24 protein-coding genes are annotated in these 23,182 nt (G+C 61.9%); 7 read left to right on the top strand and 17 right to left on the bottom strand.

All coding sequences use genetic code 11. The features are described from left to right. Positions 1-136: 136 nt before the first annotated feature. Positions 137-595 (bottom strand): Lrp/AsnC family transcriptional regulator, encoded by a 459-nt coding sequence (locus ACR0J1_RS10965; RefSeq protein ID WP_480531788.1) that lies wholly within the window; start codon positions 593-595, stop codon positions 137-139. A gap of 137 nt (positions 596-732) precedes the next feature. On the opposite strand from ACR0J1_RS10965, the gene ald reads away from it, so the two are divergent. Next, positions 733-1,851, top strand: a complete 1,119-nt coding sequence (gene ald / locus ACR0J1_RS10960; RefSeq protein ID WP_480732865.1) for an alanine dehydrogenase — start codon at positions 733-735, stop codon at positions 1,849-1,851. Positions 1,852-2,039: 188 nt separating this feature from the next. Here the strand turns inward: ald and ACR0J1_RS10955 are convergent, their stop codons facing one another. Then, positions 2,040-2,846: a mechanosensitive ion channel family protein gene (locus ACR0J1_RS10955; protein ID WP_480732864.1), complete on the bottom strand. Its 807-nt coding sequence runs from the start codon at positions 2,844-2,846 to the stop codon at positions 2,040-2,042. A 220-nt stretch (positions 2,847-3,066) separates the two neighbouring features. Between ACR0J1_RS10955 and ACR0J1_RS10950 the strand changes: the two genes are divergently transcribed. Next, entirely contained in the window at positions 3,067-3,765 is a 699-nt protein-coding gene (locus ACR0J1_RS10950) for a glutathione S-transferase family protein (RefSeq protein ID WP_480732863.1), read from the top strand. A 45-nt stretch (positions 3,766-3,810) separates the two neighbouring features. Here ACR0J1_RS10950 and ACR0J1_RS10945 read toward each other — a convergent pair whose 3' ends face one another. From ACR0J1_RS10945 to ACR0J1_RS10895, 11 genes are all read right to left on the bottom strand, one after another. After that, positions 3,811-4,257: a YtoQ family protein gene (locus ACR0J1_RS10945; RefSeq protein ID WP_480732862.1), complete on the bottom strand. Its 447-nt coding sequence runs from the start codon at positions 4,255-4,257 to the stop codon at positions 3,811-3,813. An 80-nt stretch (positions 4,258-4,337) separates the two neighbouring features. After that, positions 4,338-6,734, bottom strand: a complete 2,397-nt coding sequence (gene pheT / locus ACR0J1_RS10940) for a phenylalanine--tRNA ligase subunit beta (protein ID WP_480732861.1) — start codon at positions 6,732-6,734, stop codon at positions 4,338-4,340. Between the two features lie 76 nt (positions 6,735-6,810). After that, a complete protein-coding gene (locus ACR0J1_RS10935; RefSeq protein ID WP_480732860.1) occupies positions 6,811-7,215 on the bottom strand; it encodes a cupin domain-containing protein in 405 nt (134 codons plus the stop codon). A gap of 61 nt (positions 7,216-7,276) precedes the next feature. Then, complete coding sequence (locus tag ACR0J1_RS10930; RefSeq protein WP_480732859.1) at positions 7,277-8,068, bottom strand: CE1 family esterase; 792 nt, start codon at positions 8,066-8,068, stop codon at positions 7,277-7,279. Between the two features lie 370 nt (positions 8,069-8,438). Beyond that, positions 8,439-8,792, bottom strand: a complete 354-nt coding sequence (locus ACR0J1_RS10925) for a DUF2513 domain-containing protein (RefSeq protein WP_480732858.1) — start codon at positions 8,790-8,792, stop codon at positions 8,439-8,441. Beyond that, positions 8,789-9,862, bottom strand: a complete 1,074-nt coding sequence (pheS, locus tag ACR0J1_RS10920; protein ID WP_480732857.1) for a phenylalanine--tRNA ligase subunit alpha — start codon at positions 9,860-9,862, stop codon at positions 8,789-8,791. Before pheS ends, ACR0J1_RS10925 begins: the two co-directional genes overlap by 4 nt. Positions 9,863-9,946: 84 nt before the next feature. Beyond that, entirely contained in the window at positions 9,947-11,014 is a 1,068-nt protein-coding gene (locus ACR0J1_RS10915) for a Hint domain-containing protein (RefSeq protein WP_480732856.1), read from the bottom strand. Positions 11,015-11,134: 120 nt separating this feature from the next. Beyond that, positions 11,135-12,505 (bottom strand): glutamate--cysteine ligase, encoded by a 1,371-nt coding sequence (locus ACR0J1_RS10910; protein ID WP_480732855.1) that lies wholly within the window; start codon positions 12,503-12,505, stop codon positions 11,135-11,137. Positions 12,506-12,569: 64 nt separating this feature from the next. Further along, the gene (locus ACR0J1_RS10905) at positions 12,570-13,097 is read right to left on the bottom strand and encodes a hypothetical protein (protein WP_480732854.1); all 528 of its coding nucleotides are present in this window, start codon (positions 13,095-13,097) and stop codon (positions 12,570-12,572) included. Next, positions 13,094-13,942 carry a GNAT family N-acetyltransferase gene (locus ACR0J1_RS10900; protein WP_480732853.1) on the bottom strand — a complete coding sequence of 283 codons (849 nt, stop codon included), beginning with the start codon at positions 13,940-13,942 and terminating at the stop codon, positions 13,094-13,096. Before ACR0J1_RS10900 ends, ACR0J1_RS10905 begins: the two co-directional genes overlap by 4 nt. Next, complete coding sequence (locus tag ACR0J1_RS10895; protein ID WP_480732852.1) at positions 13,939-14,664, bottom strand: 16S rRNA (uracil(1498)-N(3))-methyltransferase; 726 nt, start codon at positions 14,662-14,664, stop codon at positions 13,939-13,941. The genes ACR0J1_RS10900 and ACR0J1_RS10895 overlap by 4 nt, the downstream gene beginning before the upstream one ends. Positions 14,665-14,676: 12 nt before the next feature. Between ACR0J1_RS10895 and ubiA the strand changes: the two genes are divergently transcribed. The 4 genes from ubiA to ACR0J1_RS10875 all read left to right on the top strand — a co-directional run bounded on the left by ubiA (position 14,677) and on the right by ACR0J1_RS10875 (position 18,842). Then, positions 14,677-15,639, top strand: a complete 963-nt coding sequence (ubiA, locus tag ACR0J1_RS10890; protein ID WP_480732851.1) for a 4-hydroxybenzoate octaprenyltransferase — start codon at positions 14,677-14,679, stop codon at positions 15,637-15,639. A 66-nt stretch (positions 15,640-15,705) separates the two neighbouring features. Next, positions 15,706-17,610 carry an OmpA family protein gene (locus tag ACR0J1_RS10885; RefSeq protein ID WP_480733045.1) on the top strand — a complete coding sequence of 635 codons (1,905 nt, stop codon included), beginning with the start codon at positions 15,706-15,708 and terminating at the stop codon, positions 17,608-17,610. Position 17,611: 1 nt separating this feature from the next. Then, positions 17,612-17,932, top strand: a complete 321-nt coding sequence (locus ACR0J1_RS10880; protein WP_480531758.1) for a hypothetical protein — start codon at positions 17,612-17,614, stop codon at positions 17,930-17,932. 76 nt (positions 17,933-18,008) lie between these two features. Beyond that, complete coding sequence (locus ACR0J1_RS10875) at positions 18,009-18,842, top strand: isocitrate lyase/PEP mutase family protein (RefSeq protein ID WP_480732850.1); 834 nt, start codon at positions 18,009-18,011, stop codon at positions 18,840-18,842. A gap of 6 nt (positions 18,843-18,848) precedes the next feature. On the opposite strand, the gene ACR0J1_RS10870 is transcribed toward ACR0J1_RS10875, so the two are convergent. The 3 genes from ACR0J1_RS10870 to pgsA are packed head-to-tail and all read right to left on the bottom strand — an operon-like array spanning position 18,849 to position 20,211. After that, positions 18,849-19,292 carry a molybdenum cofactor biosynthesis protein MoaE gene (locus ACR0J1_RS10870; protein ID WP_480732849.1) on the bottom strand — a complete coding sequence of 148 codons (444 nt, stop codon included), beginning with the start codon at positions 19,290-19,292 and terminating at the stop codon, positions 18,849-18,851. A gap of 1 nt (position 19,293) precedes the next feature. Continuing rightward, complete coding sequence (gene moaD, locus ACR0J1_RS10865) at positions 19,294-19,539, bottom strand: molybdopterin converting factor subunit 1 (RefSeq protein WP_480531752.1); 246 nt, start codon at positions 19,537-19,539, stop codon at positions 19,294-19,296. 3 nt (positions 19,540-19,542) lie between these two features. Continuing rightward, positions 19,543-20,211 carry a CDP-diacylglycerol--glycerol-3-phosphate 3-phosphatidyltransferase gene (gene pgsA, locus ACR0J1_RS10860; protein ID WP_480732848.1) on the bottom strand — a complete coding sequence of 223 codons (669 nt, stop codon included), beginning with the start codon at positions 20,209-20,211 and terminating at the stop codon, positions 19,543-19,545. A gap of 146 nt (positions 20,212-20,357) precedes the next feature. On the opposite strand from pgsA, the gene ACR0J1_RS10855 reads away from it, so the two are divergent. After that, on the top strand, positions 20,358-21,242 hold the full coding sequence (locus ACR0J1_RS10855; RefSeq protein ID WP_480732847.1) for a DMT family transporter: 885 nt from the start codon (positions 20,358-20,360) through the stop codon (positions 21,240-21,242). Here the strand turns inward: ACR0J1_RS10855 and uvrC are convergent. Then, entirely contained in the window at positions 21,239-23,113 is a 1,875-nt protein-coding gene (gene uvrC, locus ACR0J1_RS10850; RefSeq protein WP_480733044.1) for an excinuclease ABC subunit UvrC, read from the bottom strand. The genes ACR0J1_RS10855 and uvrC overlap by 4 nt on opposite strands. Positions 23,114-23,182: the final 69 nt, after the last annotated feature.

The raw sequence follows: 23,182 nt of genomic DNA, 5'->3' as shown, positions 1-23,182 counted from the left end.
CTACGGGCCGGGACTGGAAGCGGCCTGTTCACCATGTATGTCAATCTGGACAAGCCGATGGTCTTCGTTGCAGCGGTACTTGGCTGGCCCGCAATGCTGCAGGCAGGGCACCGCATCCGGGCCCGACCTGACCCCCTCAGACCGGCAGAGCGGTTGTCTTGAACACCGTCCGCAGCGCGAACGAGCTTTGCATCTGCGCCACCCCCGGCAATCGGGACAGGTATTGCCGGTGAATGCGGGCGAAATCCTCGGTGTTTTCGGCCACAACCTTCAGGATGTAGTCTGCCGTACCGGCCATCAGGTGGCACTCCAGCACATCGGGTATCCGAGCAACGGCTTTCTCGAACGCCTCCAGAACCTCCTCGGCCTGGCCCTGCAGCGTGATCTCGACAAACACGGTGGTCGGCACGTTCAGCTTGCGCGCATCCAGCAGGGCGACGTAGTCCTTGATATACCCTTCGGCCTCAAGCCGCTGCACCCGCCGGTGGCAGGCCGAAGGGGACAGATTCGCCTGTTCCGACAGGTCCGCATTCGACATGCGTCCTTTGCGTTGCAGCGCCGCCAGAATCTTTCGATCGGTTGCATCCAATGTCATTCGCGCACATCCATTGCACATACTTCTTAGTTCTTCGGATAATTTCCCACAGTTTCGACAATTGGCAAGTGGGGTTTCACAGAAATTGCACAGCAACCTGCCCATAATTTGGGCAGTTTATGAATGGAGTCTCTCTCATGAAAATCGGCTGCCCCAAGGAAATCAAACCTCAGGAGTTCCGCGTCGGCATGACCCCGAACGCCGCGCAGGAAGCGGTGGCGCGCGGTCACGAAGTGATCATCGAAACCGGAGCTGGCATGGGCTCGGGCTTTGACAACGAGGCCTATCTGGCCGCCGGTGCCCGCATTGTCGACACCGCGGAAGAGGTCTTTGCCACCGCTGACATGATCGTCAAGGTCAAGGAACCGCAAGCGGTCGAGCGCAAGATGCTGCGCGAAGGCCAGCTGCTGTTCACCTATCTGCACCTCGCCCCCGACCCGGACCAGACCCATGATCTGATCGCATCCGGCTGCACCGCGATTGCCTATGAGACCGTGACGGACTCCAACGGCGGCCTGCCCCTGCTGGCTCCGATGTCCGAGGTTGCGGGCCGTCTGGCGCCTCAGGTCGGATCGTGGACCCTGCAAAAAGCCAACGGCGGTCGCGGCGTTCTGATGGGCGGCGTTCCGGGCGTTGGTCCGGCCAAAGTGGTCGTGATCGGTGGTGGTGTTGTTGGCACCCACGCGGCCAAGATTGCCGCGGGCATGGGCGCAGACGTCACCGTTCTGGACCGTTCACTGCCGCGACTGCGATATCTTGATGACGTATTTGGCGGTCATTTCAAGAACCAGTACTCCACCGCCGGAGCCACAGCCGAGTTGATCCGCGACGCCGATATGGTGATCGGCGCGGTACTGATCCCCGGTGCCGCCGCCCCCAAACTGATCACGCGTGAGCAGCTGTCGACCATGAAACCCGGCGCGGTTCTGGTGGATGTGGCGATTGACCAGGGCGGCTGTTTCGAGACCTCGAAGGCCACCACCCATGCCGATCCGATCTATGAGGTCGATGGTGTCATGCATTATTGCGTTGCCAACATGCCGGGCGCGGTCGCGCGCACCTCAACCATTGCGCTGGGCAACGCGACCATGCCGTTCATGCTGTCGCTGGCGGACAAGGGCTGGAAACAGGCCTGTCAGGACGACCCACACCTGCTGGCGGGTCTGAACGTCCATGCCGGTCAGCTGACCTACTACGCGGTAGGCAAGGCTCTGGGCATCGACGTGGTAGCCCCCGGTGTGGTGATCAAGTCGTAAACCCTCCCGCCCCTGAAAGCGCTCTCTGACGCGAGCGCTTTACAGCGTTGGGCCAAGCGCCGCGCCTGTGGCGCGTCGCGGTCTCGCTTGACGCGGACCACCAAGAACGCAGGCGCCGCGCAGAATGCGCGGCGCTGGGCCCAACCGGAGAAGGGCATTTCCAATGCCCGCCCGGCGGGCGGGAGCCTTTAGCCCTCTTTGTGGATTTCCACAGAATGCGGATATGGGATCGACACGCCTTTGGCGTCAAACGCCTCTTTGATCGCTTTGGTCAGTTCAAACTTCACATCCCAGTAATCCGCCGCCGCACACCACAGGCGCGCCGTCAGATCGACCGAACTGTCGCCCAGATTGGTCACCCGCACCCATGGCTCAGGATCACCCATGATCCGAGTATCGGCCTTGGCCACATCCAGAATGATACCCATCGCCTCGTCGGCGCTGTCGCCATAGTCGATGCCAAACACCAGATCGACCCGGCGCGTATCGTGGGCCGAATAGTTGGTGATCACCGACCCCCAAGACTGACCGTTGGGAACAATGATCTGCACATTGTCCGGCGTCACGAGTTCGGTGGTAAACAGGTTCAGGTCCTTTACCGTCCCTGCGGTGCCACCGATATCGACGTATTGGCCCAACTTATACGGCCGGAACACCACCAGCATCACACCGGCGGCCAGATCGCTGAGCGTCCCCTGCAGCGCCAGACCAATCGCCAGCGAAGCCGCACCCAGAATGGCGACGATGCTGGTCGCCTCGATCCCGAAAATGCCCAGCACGGCGACAAAAACAATCGCCAGTACAACCCACTTCACCAGGCTCGCAACAAAATTTCCCAAAGTGGGGTCGATATGCGGCGTCGCGTTGATCCGCCGCCGTACCAGCCCGCTTATGGCCCCGGCGACGATCCAGCCCAATATCAGAACGATCAGCGCCTTGACCGCGCTCATGATCAGCGGGGCGAATGCGCCCACCTGTGTTACGACGTCTTCCACACGCATCTCCTTTGCGCCAACAGCAAACCCGCGCCTTTGGCGCGGGGATCACCCATGACTTTGGGCCAAATCACGACGTCGGTCTAGGTGCGGGATTCCTTAGTTTTCCCCCTGCTGTTCCTCAGCAAACAGCCGCTGTCCGGCCCTGCACAGTCAAACACCTGACATTCCGCATCAAAGTCACCACATTGAAGCCGTACCACCGTTTCAGGAGCCCACCATGCTGGACAGCGCCGCCTTCCCGATCATGGCCAAATGGCCACCGCAATTCCCCGACCGCATCCAACTATATTCCTACGCCACTCCAAACGGCGTCAAAGCTTCGATCATGCTGGAAGAAACCGGCCTGCCCTACGAAGCACATACCGTGACGCTGGCCGATGCCGATGTCAAAAGCCCCGAGTTTCTGTCGCTGAACCCCAACAACAAGATCCCGGCGCTGATCGACCCCAACGGGCCTGACGGCGAACCGCTGGGTTTGTTCGAAAGCGGCGCAATCCTGCTGTATCTGGCCGAGAAAAGCGGCATGCTTCTGGGGCAGAGCAAGGCGGACAAACACCGCGTCACCCAATGGCTGATGTTCCAGATGGGCGGGCTCGGGCCGATGTTCGGTCAGCTGGGCTATTTCCACAAATTCGCCGGAAGCGAGATCGAAGACCCCCGCCCCCGCGAACGCTATGTGGCCGAGGCCAAGCGGCTGCTGAACGTGCTGAACACGCAGTTGGACGGTCAGGACTGGATCGCCGGAGACTACTCGATTGCCGATATCGCCATCGCGCCCTGGCTGCGCGGGCTGGATTATTATGGGGTCAAAGAGGTGATCGGCTGGGACGACCACAAGCATGTGAACGCCTATCTCGACCGCTTCCTTGAACGACCGGCGGTACAAAAGGGCCTGACCATCCCCCCGCGGGACTGACCCGAGACAAGGGCTGCGGCGCTGAAACGCCGCGCCCGCCCTGCATCAACCGGGCAACACGCCCGTCTGGACATAGCGCAGAATCTCGACCACCTGCGCGGGGTCCTCTGCCACGGCCAGCGCGGCCGCGTCGACCTCTTTCAACGCATGCTGATGGTCGGGGCCATGCAGCACGATGATCGACTTGCCCAAAGCCGCCGCATAACCGGCATCAAAGGCGGCGTTCCACTGCTTGTACTTGTCGCCGAAGCGCACAACCACGATATCCGCGTCCGTGATCCCCTTGCGGGTTCGGATCGCATTGACCATCGCACCCTTGTGATCGTGCCAGTACTTGTTGGGCTCCGCCCCCAAGATCGCCACCCCGCAATCGTCCGAAGCCGCGTGATCGGTCACCGGGCTGCTGAATACGACGTCCAACCCCTCGGCCCCCGCAATGATCTGCTCGCGCCAGTCCGTGTGAATCTCACCGGACAAATAAACTTTCAACATCTTCGTCTCCTCCCATGAAAAAGGGGCGCGACCGCCCCTTCATCTTTTCAAAAATACTCCCGCCGGAGGCGGAAACACCCTCAGCCCCGCAGCACGCCGCCGGTGGCTTTCGCCACCTTCTCGACGATCTTGCCACTGACCGCTTCGATGTCTTTCTCTTTCAGCGTCGCGTCCGACGGCTGCAGTCGCACGGTGATGGCCAGCGATTTCTTGCCCTCGCCCAGACTGCCGCCGATGAATTCGTCAAAGACGCGGACATCCTCGATCAGTGCTTTGTCAGCGCCTGCTGCAGCGTTGACCAGCGTCAGCGCATCGACTTCGGCGTCAACCACAAAGGCAAAGTCCCGCTCAACCGCCTGCAAGTCGCGCAACTCTAGCGCGGATCGGGTTGCGCCAGACTTGCGCGGCATCGGCACCTCATCCGGCCAAATGGTGAAGGCCATCGCCGGGCCCTTGATATCCATCGCTTGCAAGATGCGCGGATGCAATTCTCCGAACACGCCCAGAACTTTCTTCGGGCCCAGACAGATCTTGCCGTGCCGTCCGGGATGCCACCAGCCATCGCCGCCACGCATGATCTGAACCTTGGCAGGCGCACCAATGGCGGCCAGCACGGCCTCGGCATCGGCCTTGGCATCATACAGATCCACAGGCCGCGACGCGCCATGCACATCCTTGGGGCCATCACGGCCCACCAGCAGACCCGCGATCTGGGTGCGCTGATCCCCGGGTTCACCATCGTGGAACACCGGGCCGACCTCGAACAAAGCCAGATCCGCATATCCGCGCGCCTGATTACGGGCCGCAGCCTGTAGCAGACCGGGCAGCAGATCGGGGCGCATATGACTCATCTCGGATGAGATCGGGTTTTCCAGCATCGTCTTGTCGTCACCGCCATCAAACAGCGCCGCCGAAGCCTGATCGATGAACGTATAGGTCACGCATTCATTATACCCCAGCGCCGCACAGGTCCGCCGCGCCATGGACTGACGACGTTGCGCAGGCGTCATCACCGGTTTCGGAATACCATCCGTGACACGCAGCAGCGGTTTGCCCTGCAGCTTGGTCAGGGACGCGATCCGCGCGACCTCTTCGACCAAATCGGCCTCACCCATTACGTCTGGCCGCCAACTTGGCACATAGGCCATCTCGCCATCCAGACGGAAGCCCAGACGGGTCAGCGTCTGGCGTTGCTCGCTTTCCGGAATATCCATCCCGACCAGAGACTGCACCCGTGCCGCATCCAGCTTATAGGCCCGCTCATGGTTCGGGGCCTTGCCCGCCTCAACCACGTTCGAGGCCTCACCGCCGCAGATATCCAGAATCATCTGCGTCGCATGTTCCAACCCTTCGCGGGTGTATTCCGGGTCCACACCGCGCTCAAAGCGATAGCGCGCGTCCGAATTGATCTTCAACGCGCGCCCCGTCAGCGCAATCTGCACGTGATCCCAGAACGCGCTTTCGAGGAAGACGTTCACAGTCTCTGCGGTACAGCCGGTCTCTTCCCCGCCCATGATACCCGCAATCGATTCCGGGCCTTTGTCGTCCGAAATCACCATCATGCCGGGCTGCAGAGTGTATTCCTTCTCGTCCAGCGCCACCAGTTTCTCACCACCTTTGGCGCGGTGCACTCGCAGGTTGCCCTGCACCTTATCGGCATCGAACACATGCAGCGGGCGGTTCTGATCGAAGGTCATATAGTTGGTGATATCCACCAACGCCGAAATCGGCCGCAACCCAATCGCCTTCAACTGATCCTGCAGCCATTGCGGGCTGGGGCCGTTCTTGACGCCCTTGATCAGACGCCCGGTGAAATGCGGCGCGCCGTCCAGCGTGTCGTCATCGATGCTGACCTTTATTGGGCTATCGAAATCCCCCGGCACCGGCGCATAGTCGCGCTGTTTCAGCGTGCCCACACCGCGCGCGGCCAGATCGCGCGCGACCCCGGCCACACCCAGCGCATCGGGGCGGTTGGGGGTGATGGCGATGTCGATCACCGGGTCGACCTTCGAGGGCTCGTTCTCGGCCAGCCAGTCCACGAACCGATCCCCCACTGCGCCCGAAGGCAACTCGATGATACCGTCATGTTCGTCCGACAGCTCCAGCTCACGTTCCGAGGCCATCATGCCAAAGCTCTCGACGCCGCGGATTTTGCCGACATTGATGGTGATATCCAGCCCGGGGATATACATGCCCGGCTTGCAGACCACGACGGTGATGCCTTCGCGCGCATTGGGCGCTCCGCAGATGATCTGCAGATCGCCCTCGTCGGTTTCCACCGTGCAGACCCGCAGCTTGTCGGCGTCGGGATGTTTCTCGGCGTGTTTCACATGGCCCAGCGTAAAGCCCGCCAGCCTGTCCGCCGGGTTCGCGATCTCTTCGACCTCAAGGCCAAGGTCGGTCAGCGCCTCGGCGATCTCGTCAACCGACGCATCTGTATCGAGGTGATCTTTCAGCCAGGAAAGAGTGAATTTCATCGGTCGTCATCCGCCAGTCATCTTGGGTCAGACCGCATGTAGCGGATATTGCACACAGGGGAAAGAGGCCGTTCGCCTAGTCTTCGGCAACCGTGTTCGAAACACTGTCAGACCCGGCAAACACCGCCAGAATACGCGCGATACCGTCACCCGTATTGATCCCCGAATGAGTCGAGCGGAAGGCTTCGACAAACGCATCACCGGTCTTATAGATCCGCTGCCCCGCCGCGCCGTAATCAACGGTGATCTCGCCCTCAAGAACATAGGCGGCCAGCGGTGCGTCATGGCGGTGATCGCCCGTGTTCTGCCCCGGCTGCATGGTTACGATCGCCATAGTGATTTCGGCCTGCCCCTCGGGGTATTCCAGCGGCTCACCGATGACCGAGGTATCCGTCTGCAACAGCAGTTCGACCGGCGGGTAGGCGTCCTTGGCGAAGACGGGAGTGGCGACAAGCAATATACTGAGCAGCAGCAGTTTCACGGATAGCCTCCTGATTTCCGACAGAGCGCAGAGGATCGCGCGCATCTGGATGTGTCAACGTTTAAGGGTAGGTGGGGGTGCGGCCCAAAAGCTCGTCCAACTGCCATCCGATCCAGCCGTGGGGGATAAAATGCCCGCCCGGATGGGCGTCCAACACCACCTGCCCCTGCGCGCAGTCGGTCCATTCCATGCGGCTGAGGGTCAGGAAGGGCTTCACGCTCCAATCCCCGCGCGGGGTGGCGTTGTGACAGTCGAACTTGGCCTTCCACAGCGCCACCGGATAGGTGATATCCCCACCCGGCCCAAGCGGGAAATCCATCACCGTATCGTCCAGCCCATGCACATGGCGCACCTCACGCGGGGCTTCGGGGCAGGTTTCGGTCTGGCGGATGCTGCCTGCAACGGCCAGCAGGGCGGCGATGTCATTGCCCGACTGGCAGACATAGCGCCACGCCATCGCGCCGCCAAAGGAATAGCCCGAGACATAGATGTGGTCCGGATCAACCGGATAGCGCTTGACCACGTCTTCGAGAACAGCATCCGCAAACGGTACATCCCGCGTATCCGCCGACCAGAAATCCCAGCTTTTGCCGCGCCCATTGGGGGCCACCAGCAACACGCCGCGCAGTTTACTCGCCCCGGCGATACGTTCGTGATTGATCACAACCGTCCCATCCCGCGCCCATCCGTGGAAATGCAGCAGCACGGGCAGGGGTGTTTCCCCGTCCCAGCCCTCAGGTTCCAGCACATGGTACGAACGGTCGCCGACCTCGCATGCGGTATCGCCGTGACAGGTCTCGCCGCCAGAGGCTCGGGTTGCGATCAGCAGAAGGAGAAGCAGTCGATAGATCATAGGCCGGAGCCTAACGAGCCTTTGCCCGCTGTCACATAACATATTGGTGTAGGATGGGGTTACACCCCACCTTTCTTCGCACGACAAACGTAGGCCGGGCTTCAGCCCGGTAACCGAGGCATGGAGGGCTGAAAGCCCACCCTACATCCAAGCTCGCCCCAAGCCGCGCTATCGCCAGACCGCGGGGTGGCGATCTTCGGACTGTGTTGCGCACTTTATGCCTGCCAAATCCGCGTACTGTACGAACGTTGCGCTGACGGAGACAAATCGCCAGCCCGTCCGGGCGGTCTGGCGATAGCGCGGCGGCCTACCGGCCTTTGCTCCGCGCTCATCACTTAAGCGTCGCCCCCAATTAACTCATCAAACAACGCTAGAGCTGGACTCCAAGTTTTTCGGCAGCTTCTTGTTTCAAATAGGCGACTGCCAATTCCTTGACCATTCCGAGGGTTGCTCCCCCAATCGAAGTCACGCCATCCTTAGTCCGTTTCCAGACTGTATCGCTTCTAACCGCTTCAATGAAATCGTGACCCTGAGCAGTCAATCTAAATGTGCCTTTTGCGACATCAGTCGCAAAGCCCTCATCCATGAGCAGTAGAATATGATACCTTTCTTGCCGCTCTTTCATGCTTGCGCTGAGGGTCGTCCCAGGCATCATAAGCAACCAGTCTTCTGCTGCTTCGAACTCAAATAGCAGTTTTCTGATAAGGTCGTTGTCCCGCTTCACCGCGACAAACCACCATGCAGGTTCGGCATATCCAGCGCTGCAAAGCCATAATGCCGCAACCACCGCAGATCACTATCAAAGAAAGCCCGCAAATCCGGAATCCCGTATTTCAGCATCGCCAGACGGTCGATCCCAATGCCGAAGGCAAAGCCCTGATAGACCTCGGGATCAATGCCACCAGCGGCGATCACCTTGGGGTGGACCATGCCGGAGCCCAGAATCTCCATCCAGTCGTCGCCCTCGCCGATCTTCAGCTGACCGTTATCCCAGGAACAGCGGATATCGACCTCGGCCGACGGCTCGGTAAAGGGGAAGTGCGAGGCGCGGAAGCGCAGTTCAACGTCATCGACCTCGAAGAACGCCTTCACGAACTCTTCCAGAACCCATTTCAGGTTCGCCATCGAGATGTCCTTGTCGATGGCCAGCCCCTCGACCTGATGGAACATCGGCGTGTGGGTCTGGTCATAGTCGGCACGGTACACACCGCCCGGACAGATCACACGGATCGGCGCGCCCTGTTTCTCCATCGAGCGGATCTGCACCGGAGACGTATGCGTCCGCAGCACATGCGGCGGGCGGTCGTCGCCCTCGGCGCGGTGCATGTAGAACGTGTCCATCTCGGCCCGCGCGGGGTGGTGGCCGGGGATGTTCAGGGCGTCGAAATTGTGCCAGTCGGTCTCGATCCGCGGCCCTTCGGCCACCGAGAAACCCAATTCGGCAAAGATCGCGGTCAATTCCTCGGTCGCCTGACTGACCGGGTGGATCGAGCCCTGACGACGCGCGCGGGTCGGCAGGGTGACGTCCAACCATTCGGTGCGCAGACGTTCATCCAGCGCAGCATCGGCCAGCGCGGCCTTCTTGGCGGCCAGCGCCGAGTTGATCTCATCCTTCAGGGCATTCAGCGCGGGGCCTGCGACCTGACGTTCCTCGGGCGTCATCTTGCCCAGCTCGCGCATCTTCATCGCGACCTCGCCCTTTTTTCCGACAGCCGCAACGCGGATCGCCTCAAGCGCGTTTTCGTCGCCCGCTTCGGCGATTTGCCCCAGATATTTTGCCTTAAGATCGTCCATGACGCTTCCCGTTCGGGCCCCTGAATACTGTTGGGGACCTGCTATCACAGCAGCCCGCGAAAGCAAGAGGGGCGCGGCGCGCTTTCAGACCAGCCGCAGCGCCAATGCCTCGGTCAGTGCACGCACGGGCCGGGACGTCTGGCCATAGCGGTCAGGATGGGCGCGCAATTCGGGAAACAGCGCCAGCAACTCATCCGCCGCATCGATGGATAGCCCGCTGATCCCCTCGGCCCCCGGGAAAAAGCTCTCGGAAATCAGGCCCGAGGTCGAGATCAGCTGATGGCGGTCGAAAAACAGATGCACATAGCGCACAAGATCGCAGGGGGCCGATGTAATCGTCGTGCCGTTGATCAGCGCCTTGGCGGCGATCAGCACCTCGTCTTCCCCGAACAGAAGCTGTGCCTGCCAACCGGAGATCAGCAACCGGTGTTGTGGCGAGACGTGAATATCACGCCGCGCACCCAAAGTCCCGGCCCGGATTCGCACCGGGGCAAACCGGCCCGACCCGCGGACGGTGCGCCCGCCGACCCACTGGACCGGGCAGGCCCCCTCGTCAACGGTCAGGACCATATCACCGGCGCGCAGCGTCTCGACCCGGCGGGGACCATCGGGCGTGTCCACCAGCGTGCCGGCCACGAAACAGGGCGCGCCGCTGTCGCCGGGGGAAAGCCCGGCATTGACCTGCACATCCGGATTGGGCTGATTGAACTGAATGGTGGTGGTGGTCTGGCCGGGATTGACCAGAACCGGCAGATTGACCGAGGTCGACCCTGCCGCAACCCCGTCGACGGCTTCGATATTCTGCGTTCCGCCGCCGATGTCGTAAAAGTCGATGACCTGATTGGTTGCCGTATTGGTCAGCGCGAAGGCTTCGAAATTGTCAGGCGCGCCACCATCCGGGTCTGTCAGCTGAATGGGGAAATTATCCGCCGAGATGACATAGACCAGTTCGTTATTGTCCGGGTCCAGCGACACCTGCACCCCCGGATCGTCCAGCGGAATCTCGATGCCCACGGTACCGTCGGCATTGTAGAACGAGACGGTGAAATTGGCCGGGTCCTCGGCCGGGTTCAGCGCGACCTCGAGAAATTCGGCCACGCCTGTCTGGGCCGCATAGGCGTTTGAATAGTGCAGCTCACTGATACGGGCCATAACGCCATCACCTGCAGGAAAGACCCGGTGATTAAGCCTTCATACGCCTGCAAGATGCAAGCAACGCTCGTCTAAACCGCGAAACCAGTACCCAATTGCAACAGGTCGCCTATCGGCGGGTCAGTAGCTGTATTCGGGATAAATTCGCGTCAGATCGCCGTTCCAGTCGCCCTCGTAATGCTCCAGCAACTCATCGGCGGGGACCTTGCCCGTATCGATACTGTCCTTGAGGGCGTTGAGGAAATGCGTCTCGTCCTGCACCAGCCCCCCTGCGCCGGGGCGTGCGCGGGCCTTCAGCCCGGCATCGGCGATCGAGACCACCTCGCGCGCCAGATCGTGCATGTTGATGCTGCCGACCTGTGCCTGCAGGCCGCCTTTGGCCGCCTCGACCCGCAGCGCCTCGCGGGTATCGGCATCCCAGCCCTTGACCAGATCCCAGGCGGCATCCAGCGCACCCTGATCATAGGTCAGACCCACCCAGAACGCGGGCAGCGCGCACAGGCGCCGCCAGGGGCCGCCGTCCGCGCCGCGCATCTCCATGTATTTCTTGATGCGCGCCTCGGGGAAGGCGGTGGTCAGGTGATCAGCCCAGTCGGACAGCGTCGGCGTCTCACCGGGCAGCGCGGGCAATTTGCCCTGCAGGAAATCACGGAAAGACATGCCCAGCGCGTCAATGTACTGGCCGTCGCGATAGACGAAATACATCGGTACATCGAGCGCGTATTGCACGTAGCGTTCGAATCCAAAGCCCTCTTCGAACACGAACGGCAGCATGCCCGTGCGCGCGTCATCCAGATGCCGCCAGATATAGCTGCGCCAGCTTTTCTGGCCGTTGACCTTGCCTTCGAAGAACGGAGAATTCGCAAACAGCGCGGTCGCCACCGGCTGCAGGGCCAAAGCCACGCGCAGTTTCTGCACCATGTCGGCCTCGGACCCGAAGTCGATATTGACCTGAACCGTGCAGGTGCGCCGCATCATGGCGCGGCCCATGGTGCCGACTTTTTCCATGTAATCGTTCATCAGCCGGTAACGCCCCTTGGGCATCAGCGGCATCTCATCATGGGTCCAGATCGGAGCGGCCCCCAGACCGATGAAGCCCACGCCGATCTCATCGGCGATATCCTTCACCTCACGCAGGTGGGTGTTCACCTCGTCACAGGTCTCATGGATCGTCTCAAGCGGGGCACCCGACAATTCCAACGCGCCACCCGGTTCGAGGCTGACATTCGCGCCGTCCTTTTCGAGACCGATCAGCTTGTCGGCCTCGCGCACCTCGGCCCAGCCGTGGCGGTCGCGCAGACCCTCAAGAACGGCGACGATCGAGCGGGTCCCCTCGAACGGCAGAGGTTTCAGCGTGTCCTTGCAGTATCCGAACTTCTCATGCTCGGTGCCGATGCGCCAATCGTCCTTGGGCTTGCAGCCCGATTCCAGATATTCGGCCAGTTGCTCATGGCGTTCGATCGGCCCGCCGCCGGACTGGGGGATGGACATGAACCGGTCTCCGATCCTGCTGTGTCTGTCTTTGGGTCAGTCGTGGGGGGAAATGCCGCCAGTGTCAATGCAGGCGCAGATGCGCCGGGCGCGACGGCGTCTTTTCCCAGATCACCACCGGATGCGCCGCACCACCGTTGAGTTCCGACAGCATCTGTTCGGTTTTCAGCCCCGGCAGGTTAGAGAACACGTCAAACAGCGCCTCGGCCCCTTCTGCGTTCACCGGAATGTGAAGGATTGGCTGGCCCGGCTGCTCCAACACCCACATCGCCGGGCGCGAGGTCGGGTCGAGCGCCAGCCGCTCGATCTCGCGCGTGGCGATGATACCGCCATCGAGCGGGCCAAGGTAAGTGATCTGGCCTTCATCGATTGTCACCAGACCGGGACCGCCTGCGCCGGTGCGGAACCGGGCACGTTGCACGCCGATGATCGCCAGCGCCGCCGCGACCACAACCAGCACCCAACCCAGCCAGCCCAGCAGACCGCCGGGACCACTGATCCAGCTGAGGCCCAGCAACAGCACAAACCCCGCCACCAGCACTTCACGCCAGCGCCACAGGGCCAGTTTGGCTTCGGGTCGGATGAAACTCATGCCGTGTCCTTTGGATTGGTAAACAGGATCAGCGAGTAATGCCCCGCAGGTTTGAACCCAATACCGATATAGGCGCGCGCGGCAGATTCGGAAGCGGCAAACAGCACCGCGCGGGACACCCCGACGTTTTGCGCCTCAAGCAGATGCAGGGCAACGGCGCGGCGGGCATGGCCGCACCCGCGCAACTCGGGCGGAGTATAGACGCCACCGATCTGCACGATCTCGGGCAGGCGGGCGTTGAACCCGGTCATGGCGACGGGCTCGCCATCAACCAGAAGCACCCTGTGGGAATCGCGGGCTGTGTAGGCCTCGAAATCTTTGCCGGCCTGTTCCGCTGCGCGCGCGGGATCGAAATCCATCGCCTCGATCAAATAGTCCCGCCGCCAGCCTTCGGTGACCGAGCGATCCAGATCGCCCATCGGCACCAGCCGCGCTCCGGTCAGGTCGGGCAGTACAAGCTGATCCAGATCCAGCGAAAACCCCGGCTCATCACTGTTGAGCGTGGCGGGCCGGTCTTCCCAGCCGGCAAGCTTCATGATCCGTCGCGCCTGCCCAGCCTCGGCAGCAAGGCCGAATAATGGGTGCCCCCGGATCAGTTCAATCGCCTCGGCCAACTCATCCTCCGAGCAGTCGGGGCATTGCGGCAGCACCATGCCCTCATTCGTGATCGCAAAGACGGCAAGCAGGGGATCGCCCAGCACCCAGACTTTCAGCGCGCGAGGGTCGGGCGCGCGCAGGCCGTAATCGCGCAAATTTGCCAGCGGAAACATCGAGGTCTGGATGTGCTGCGATAGAAACCCATCAATCAGCGGCACATCGCTGTCCTCAGCGGCGCGCCACGTCATGCCCAATCCCCCAGCGCCTGCTGCCACATAGTCATGGCCGCGACTGCCGCCGTATCCGCGCGCAAGATGCGGGGGCCTAGGCTGACCACATGAGCAAATGACAAACCGCTCAACCGCTTGCGTTCGCGTTCCGAAAATCCGCCCTCGGGGCCAATCAGAATGGCCCAGGGCTGACCCTTCTCATGCGCGGCCAGACGCAGGGCCGAGCCGACCTCGGCCTCGTCACAGAACATCAGCTGGCGGCCTTCGGGCCATGCGTCCAGCACCCGGTCGAGCCGTTGCAGATCGGTGACCTCGGGAACAAAAGTGCCACCGCATTGCTCGGCGGCCTCGACCGCGTGGGCTTGCAGGCGATCCTGTCGGATGCGTTCGGAATTTGTGAACTCGGTCTGCACCGGCATGATCCGCGCAGCGCCCATTTCTGCTGCCTTTTCAACGATGAAATCCGTGCGCGCCTTCTTGATCGGTGCAAAGAGCAGCCACAGATCGGGCGGCATCTGCAGCGGTTTGGTCTGCTGGGTACAAGCCAACGTCCCACCACGCTTGCTAGCCTCGACCACCTCGGCCAGCCATTCGCCATCGCGCCCGTTGAACAGGGCGACCTGCCCGCCCACGGACAGGCGCATGACGCCAAACAGGTAATGCGCCTGTTCGCGCGTCAAAGGAACCGATTGCCCCTGACCCAATGGGTGCTCTACATACAGTCTGATCTTCGCAGTCATGAGACCCTACATATGCAAGGCAATGCCCCAACACCAGACGGTCAGGTCGCGGATGCGGTCAGCGGCAACTGGGTCGACACCCATGCCCCCGCTTTTGCCCGGCCCTACCTGAGGCTCAGCCGCGCGGACCGGCCTATTGGCACATGGCTGCTGCTGATCCCCTGCTGGTGGGGTCTGGCATTGGCGATCCTCAGCGACGGGTCACCACGGTTAGAGGACCTGTGGATCGCCGTCGGCTGCGCTTTTGGGGCCTTCCTGATGCGCGGGGCGGGCTGTACGTGGAACGACATCACCGACCGCAACTTTGATGGGCAGGTCGAACGCACGCGCTCACGCCCAATCCCCTCAGGTCAGGTCAGCGTGCGGCAGGCGGTGATCTGGATGGGACTGCAATGCCTGCTGGCACTGGTGATTCTGCTGACGTTCAACCGGGCGGCCATCGCAATGGGCGTGCTGTCACTGCTGCCCGTCACGATCTATCCGTTCGCGAAACGGTTTACATGGTGGCCACAGGTCTTTCTGGGGCTGGCCTTCAACTGGGGCGCTTTGTTGGCATGGGCCGCGCATACCGGCACAGTGGGCTGGCCTGCGATTACGCTTTATCTGTCGGGCATCGCATGGACCCTTTTCTATGACACCATCTATGCCCATCAGGACGCCGAGGATGACGAACTGATCGGCATCAAATCCACCGCCCGGCTGTTCGGGACCGATACCGCCCGGTGGCTCAAGTATTTTCTGGTCGGCACGGTCAGCCTGATGGGGCTGGCGATCATTGATGCCGCCCTGCCGCAAGCGTCGGTTCTGGCACTGGTCGTAGCGCTGGCAGGCCCTTGGGCGATGGGCTGGCATATGGCGTGGCAATTGCGCGGCCTCGATACCGAGGACAACGCCAAGCTGCTGCAACTGTTCCGCGCCAACCGCGACACCGGCCTGATTCCGCTGATCTTCCTCTGCGTCGCGCTTTTCCTCTGATTGCACCTCTGGTTCTGGCTCTGTATGAGTCCGCTACCAACCGCCCGAGAGGTTCCGAACCCGCCCATGCGCCTGCCTTACGCCCTTGCCGTTGCGTTGATCTTTGCTGTGTCTGGCGTGCTGTCGCTGGTGGCTGCCGGATTTGCGGTCAGCAAGATCGAGGACGCCTCAGAGCTGGCTGTTCGCCGGGCGCTGAACCTGCAGGGTCATGACTGGGCCGAGGTCCAGTCAGACGGGTTGCGCGTCGTCCTGACCGGCATGGCCCCGGATGAAGCGACGCGGTTCAACGCCCTGACCGCCGCCGGGACCGAGGTCGAAACCTCGCGCGTTATCGACGAGATGGAGGTCGCGCCCACCGCCGACCTGACCCCGCCCCGGTTCTCGGCCGAGATTCTGCGCAATGACAGCGGCATCTCGATCATCGGGCTGGTCCCCGCCAGCGAAGACCGCGACGACCTGATGGACCGGCTGCAGCGGCTGGATCGGGACGCGATGGTCTCGGACCTGATGGAAAGCGCGGACTATCCCAAGCCCGAGGGCTGGGATACGGCGCTGACCTATGCAATTCAGGCGCTGTCCGATCTGCCACGCGCCAAAATCTCGGCCAGTCCCGGACTGGTGCGCATCACCGCCATCGCCGACAGCCAGCAGGAAAAAGACCGGCTGGAACAGGACCTGAGCCGCGCCGCGCCTCCGGGCCTGCGGATCGGACTGGCGATCTCGGCTCCGCGACCGGTGATCACGCCGTTCACCCTGCGCTATCTGATCAATGCCGAGGGCGGGCAATTTGATGCCTGCTCGGCCCAGGATGAAGAGGCGCGCGACATCATCGTTGCCGCTGCACAACAGGCCGGGCTGACAGGACCTTCGTCTTGCACCATCGGGTTGGGCGTGCCCTCACCCCGCTGGGCCAACGCGGCACAACTCAGCATCCGGGCACTGGCAGAGCTGGGGCAGGGCTCGGTCACGTTGTCGGATGCGGATATCACGCTTGTGGCCGCACAGGATACCAGCCCGTTGCTGTTCGACCGCATCGTAGGTGAGTTGGAGAACACCCTGCCCGAGGTCTTCGTGCTGCACGCCGTCTTGCCCGAGCCCGAGCCGGATGACCCAACCGGCCCTATCGAATTCGTCGCCACCCGCAGCCCCGAGGGGCTGGTGCAACTGCGCGGACGGGTCAGCGACGAGACCCTGCGCGACATGACCGACAGCTTTGCGCGCGCCGCCTTCGGCTCGCTACAGGTGCATACGGCAACCCGCATCGCACCGGACCTGCCTGCGGACTGGCCCGTGCGCGTTCTGGCCGGGCTTGAGGGGCTGTCGCAATTGCACAACGGGGCGCTGACCGTCACCCCGGATTCGGTTACTCTGTCGGGGCTCAGCCATGATCCCGACGCCAAGGCACGGATTGCGGGGCTGTTCTCGGACAAGCTGGGCGAGGCGCAGGATTTCACCCTGTCGATCACCTATCAGGAACCGCCCGAACCCGAGGACGCCCTGCCTGATCCCGAGGTTTGCGAGGAACAGATCGTCGCCGTGCAAGCCGCCACCAAGATCGCATTCGAACCCGGCTCGGCCACCGTTGCCGCAGACTCGCGCGATGCGCTGAACCAGATCGCCGACATCCTGCGTGATTGCGGCCCGATCCGGCTGGAGATTCAGGGTCACACCGACAGTCAGGGCCGCGAGGAAATGAACCAGCAACTCAGCCAGTCGCGCGCGCAGTCGATCCTGAACGAACTGCGCGGGCGGCGAGTGCCGACCTCAAGCTTCTCGGCGGTCGGATATGGCGAAACGCAGCCCATCGCAGACAATGGAACCGAGGAAGGTCGCGAGGAAAATCGCCGCATCGAATTCCGCCTGATCCGGCCCGAGCCGGTCGCCAACACCGAAACCGCGCTTGAGGCGATGGAAACCGAGACCGAGACCCCAGAAACTGACGCAACGGATGCAGGCGCAGAGGACCAGTAAGTTGAACAGAACAGAATTCATCATCGCGACCGCCGTCATCCTGTTCGCCGCCTTCTGCATGGGCTGGTTCGCCAATTGGCTGGCCCATCGCCTGTCCCGCGTGCGCCAAAGCGACGTAGCCGATCTGGACCGTATGAGCCAGGAGTTGCACGAGGCCGAAGAAACCCGCGATCAGGCCATCACCTATCTGCAGCAGCGCGAGGCCGAGCTGACCAACCAGCTGACCCAGACCGAGGCCGAGTTGGATGCCGCCATGGAAGGCCTGCGCGCGGCCCGGCAAGAGGCCGAGGAAATGCGCGGACGGATCAACAACGCGGATTGACCGGACCGACCCCGCGAATTTTCGCTCTGATGTAGGCGCCCTTACGCTATGTTCAGTACAGGCATGGGGAGGTCAGATGTCCAATCAACACACCACGTTCGAACAGTTCAAAAGCCTGCATTTCAGGTCCGAAGCCTTTGTGATCCCAAACCCGTGGGATGCTGGATCCGCCAGACTGTTGGCGAATATGGGCTTTGAAGCCTTGGCGACAACCAGCGCGGGCTTCGCCTTCTCGAAAGGCAAACGTGATTCCTGCTCGGAACTAAGTCGGGAAGAGGTTCTGGGCAACGCCCGGGACATCGTAGACGCCGTCCCCCTGCCCGTATCCGCGGACCTGGAAAGCGGTTTTGGCCGCGCGCCCGAAACCTGCGCCCAGACCATTCGACTGGCAGCCAAAACCGGTTTGGTGGGCGGGTCGATCGAAGATACCACGGGCGATCCTGATGCTCCGATCTATGACCTGCACGAGGCGGTTGACCGCATTCAGGCCGCTGCCGAGGCAGCATCGGATTTGCCCTTCTTTCTGACCGCGCGGGCGGAAAACTACCTCTGGGGCCGCCCGAACTTGGAGGATACCATCAAGCGGTTGCAACTGTTTTCCGAAGCAGGCGCAGACGTTCTCTATGCCCCCGGCCTGCCAGACATCGACGCCATCAGAACCCTGTGTCGTGAGGTCGACAAACCCGTAAATGTCGTGATGGGGTTGAGCGGCGCGCCCTTCTCGGTCCCTGAGCTGTCCGAGGCCGGCGTGCGGCGCATCAGCGTGGGTGGCTCGTTCGCGCGAGCTGCGTTTGGAGCGTTGAAACGCGCGGCGGAAGAGGTGAAATCGAAAGGCACATTCAGCTATTCGGCGGATGCAATCCCCGATGCCCAGATGGCCGGGCTACTGGCCCCAAAGCAATCGGATTGAGGCGGCCTACCAACGGGTCAGCGCGTCTTCGTCCTCATCTTTGGCAGCCACCCATTCGGCTCCGGAAGTGGTAATCTCTTTCTTCCAGAATGGGGCGCGAGATTTGAGGTAATCCATCAGATACTCTGCCGCCTCGAACGCGTCCTTGCGGTGGGGCGAGGCGGTTGCGACCATCATGATCCGGTCCCCCGGCGCCAGACGTCCATGCCGGTGAATCACCAGAACATCGCCCAACGACCATCGGGTCTGCGCCTCTTCTGCGATCTTGGTGAGGGCACGTTCCGTCATACCCGGGTAGTGCTCGATCTCCATGACGTCCAAGTCACCCGTCGCCAGATCGCGCACAACGCCGGTGAAAGTCACGATGGCTCCGTTTGCGGCATCGCCGTCGGCGAACGCATTGGCCTCGGCCCCCAGATCGAAGGGTGCCTCCTGAACAACGATGCGCATCTTAGCCACCCGTCATCGGCGGGAAAAACGCGACCTCGCGGACACCGGTCAGCGGGGCATCAAAATCCGACAGCTCTTGGTCCAGCGCCACGCGTAGGGCCGACAGGTCGGCAAAAGCAGCGGCGTAGCGATCTTCACGCGCGCTGAGTTCGGCAACCAGATCACTGACTGTTGCAGCCTGCGTTTCGACCTTCTCTTTCGGCAGGCCGATCCGTTCGCGCACCCAGGCGAAATACAGCACGTCCATCCGTTAGCTCTCCTTCAGGTGGGGCATGGCTTTACGTAGGTAGTCATAGCCCGTGATCAACGTCAGCGCCGCCGCGATCCACAGAAGCCACAGCCCGATGCGGCCCGACCAGAACATACCTTCAAGATGCCAGCGGATATGGTTCAAATCCTCGACCTGCCCCGTCAGCACCTGATCGATTATGGTGGGGTCCATGCCAAAGGTGGCCATCACAAAGTTGTGCTCAAAAATCCCCTGTGAAAACAGGATCGCAATCGCCACCATCTGCGCGGTGGTCTTCCACTTGGCCAGTTTGGTCACTTTCAGCGTTCCGGCGGTGTCACCCAGATATTCGCGCAGCCCCGAGACAAACACCTCGCGGAACAGGATCACGGTGGCGGGCAGGACCAGCCAAGGGGTCCAGTGTTCGGTCGAATAGCCCACAAGGATCATCAGCGCGATCACTACCATGGCCTTGTCTGCAATCGGATCCAGCATCGCTCCGATCTTGGTTTCCTGCTTCCATGCACGGGCCAGATAGCCATCAAACCAGTCGGTGATCGCAGCAGACAGGAACAGGATCAGCGCGAACCAGTCGGCATAGGGCCGGGTGAAATACAGAAACATCACGGCCAGACCGGGGGCGGCCAGCAGGCGCAGCACGGTCAGGATATTGGGCAGGTTCCACTTCATGGTTTGACCCTACATCGCGCGTGCAGGACAGAAAAGACAGGGCGTAGAAAAACATCACCAATCACAGCACCTTGGTCAATGCGCCGCAGCCCTTGGCCTTTGCGCGGTTTGCGGTCAGATTGCGCCGCAGACCAAAGGTGAAGCCCATGACCACTCATATCCGCACCGACCCCCGATCAAACCTGCTGGGCAGCGCCTGGATGGTGGGCGCGATGGCGGTTTTTGCGGTCGAGGACGCGCTGCTGAAATCCGCCGCCGCAGGTCTGCCGATCTGGCAGGTGCTGATCCTGTTCGGGCTGGGCGGGTCGGTGATCTTTGCCACAGTCGCGGCCCTGCGCGGCACCCGGCTGTTTCACCCCGACGTGCTGTCGCGCCCGATGCAGGTACGCGCCTGCTTCGAGATTCTGGGCCGGATGTTCTATGTGCTTGCCATCGCCTATACGCCGCTCTCGTCAGCAACGGTAGTCCTGCAGGCCACGCCTCTGGTCGTTGTCGCAGGGGCGGCGGTATTCTTTGGTGAAACCGTTGGCTGGCGCCGCTGGTGCGCCATTCTGATCGGCCTGATCGGCGTGGTGATCATCGTGCAGCCCACGGGCGACAGTTTCTCGGCCCTGTCGATTCTGGCGGTCCTCGGCATGATCGGGTTCGCAGGCCGCGATCTGTCCAGCCGTGCCGCGCCCGCGACGCTGAGCACCGAAGTACTGGGGTTCTACGGGTTCATCTGCGTCATCATCGCTGGGGGTCTGTTCTGGCTGTTCGAAGGCGGCCCTTTTGTTGCGCTCAGCCCCAGCCACAGCCTGCATGTTCTCGGCGCGGTGTCCTGCGGGGCGGTTGCCTATGCCTCGCTGATGAAGGCGATGCGCACGGGCGAAGTCTCATCGGTGACGCCGTTCCGGTATTCGCGCCTGCTGTTCGGGGTCGGGCTGGGCGTACTGTTCTTTGGAGAACGCCCAGATCAGACCATGTGGATTGGCAGTGCGCTGATCGTGGCCTCGGGGCTGTACATCCTGTGGCGCGGGCGGCGGGCCTAACCCTTGTCGTGGAAGAAATCGTAAACCTTCTGCGCCAACCCGGCTGAGATCCCCTCGACCGCTTTCAGATCCGCCAGATTGGCGCGGCTGACCGCCTTGGCGCTGCCAAAATGTGTCAGCAGGGCGCGTTTGCGGGCGGCCCCCACGCCGGGGATTTCATCTAGCGGCGTTGCCCCCACCGCCTTAGCCCGTTTGGCGCGATGGGTGCCGATGGCAAAGCGATGCGCCTCATCCCGCAGGCGCTGGATGAAATACAGTACCGGGTCGTTGCGTTTCAGTGCAAAGGGGCGCTGGCCGGTCCGATGGAATTCTTCCTTGCCATGATCGCGGTCGACGCCCTTGGCGACGCCGACCATGGGGATATCCTCGACCCCGTGCTCGACCATGATCTCATGCACCGCGCTGACCTGCCCCGCGCCGCCGTCGATCAGCAGCAGGTCCGGCCACAGGCCCTTGTCGCGATCCGGATCTTCCTTTTGCAAGCGGGTGAAACGGCGGGTCAGGACCTCTTTCATCATGCCGAAATCATCACCGGGTGTCAGATCATCGCCTCGGATGTTGAACTTGCGATAGGCGTTTTTCATGAATCCTTCGGGGCCTGCCACGATCATCCCGCCCACCGCATTGGTGCCTTGGATGTGAGAGTTGTCGTAGACCTCAATCCGCCCGGGCGGAGCATCCAGCTCAAACGCCTCAGCCACACCGCGCAGTAGCTTGGCCTGCGTGGCGCTTTCCGACATCCGCCGGGCCAGCGATTCCCGTGCGTTGCGCAGGGCACCGGCGACCAGCTCCTGTTTTTCACCGCGTTGCGGGACAAGGATTTCAACCTTGCGGCCCGCCTTCTCGGACAACGCCTCTTGCATCAGATCCGCATTTTCGATTCCGTCCGACAAGATCAACTGCCGCGGCGGTTCCTTGTTGTCGTAGAACTGGCCCAGAAAGGCCTCCATCACCTCAGCAGGCGATACGTCGGCCCCGACCCGAGGATAGAAGTCCTTGTTCCCCCAGTTCTGGTTGGCCCGGATAAAGAACACCTGAACACAAGCCTGTCCACTATCCATATACAGACCGATCACATCCGCCTCGGCCACGCCACGCGGATTGATGCCTTGGCTGGTCTGTACCTGCGTCAGCGCACGGATACGGTCGCGCAGACCAGCGGCGCGTTCAAACTCCATCGCCTCAGACGCGGCCATCATCTGTTCGGCCAGATCTTCCTGCACCTTGGTCGACCGGCCCGAGAGAAACCGTTCCGCATCGCGCACGCTTTCGCGATACCCCTCTTCCGAAATCAGCCCAACACACGGCCCCGAGCACCGCTTGATTTGATAGAGCAAGCAGGGCCGCGTCCGGCTGTCGAACATGGAATCCGAGCAGTTGCGCAGCAGAAAGGCTTTCTGCAACTGGTTCAGCGTCCGGTTCACGGCTCCGGCGCTGGCAAAGGGGCCGAAATACGCGCCCTTTTCCTTCTTCGCGCCGCGATGTTTCTTGATCTGCGGAAAGGCATGATCCTTGGCGACCAGAATGTTCGGGAAACTTTTGTCATCCCGCAGCAGCACATTGTATTTGGGCTTGAGCTGCTTGATCAGGTTCTGTTCCAGCAGCAGCGCCTCGGTCTCGGTCCGCGTGGTCAGGAACATCATCGAGGCGGTGGCGGCGATCATCTTCTCGATCCGGCCGGAATGCCCCGGGCGGGTGTAATTCGACACCCGCGCGCGTAGATTGCGCGCCTTGCCCACGTACAAAACACGGCTGTCCACATCCAGCATTCGATAGACTCCGGGCGAGCTGTCCAGCGTTTTCACATAGCGCTGGATACACGCGTAGCCGGTCGTCTGGGTGGCGGAATTCGGGTCGCTGCTGGCGGTCATGGCTTTCAGATATGATTCTCTGACCATGGCTGCAATCTTGCGCGCACCAGATCAAGCGAAAACAAATCC

The sequence above is a fragment of the Ruegeria sp. CJ3 genome (assembly GCF_056536725.1).
This window is presented reverse-complemented; position numbering and strand designations above follow the sequence as displayed.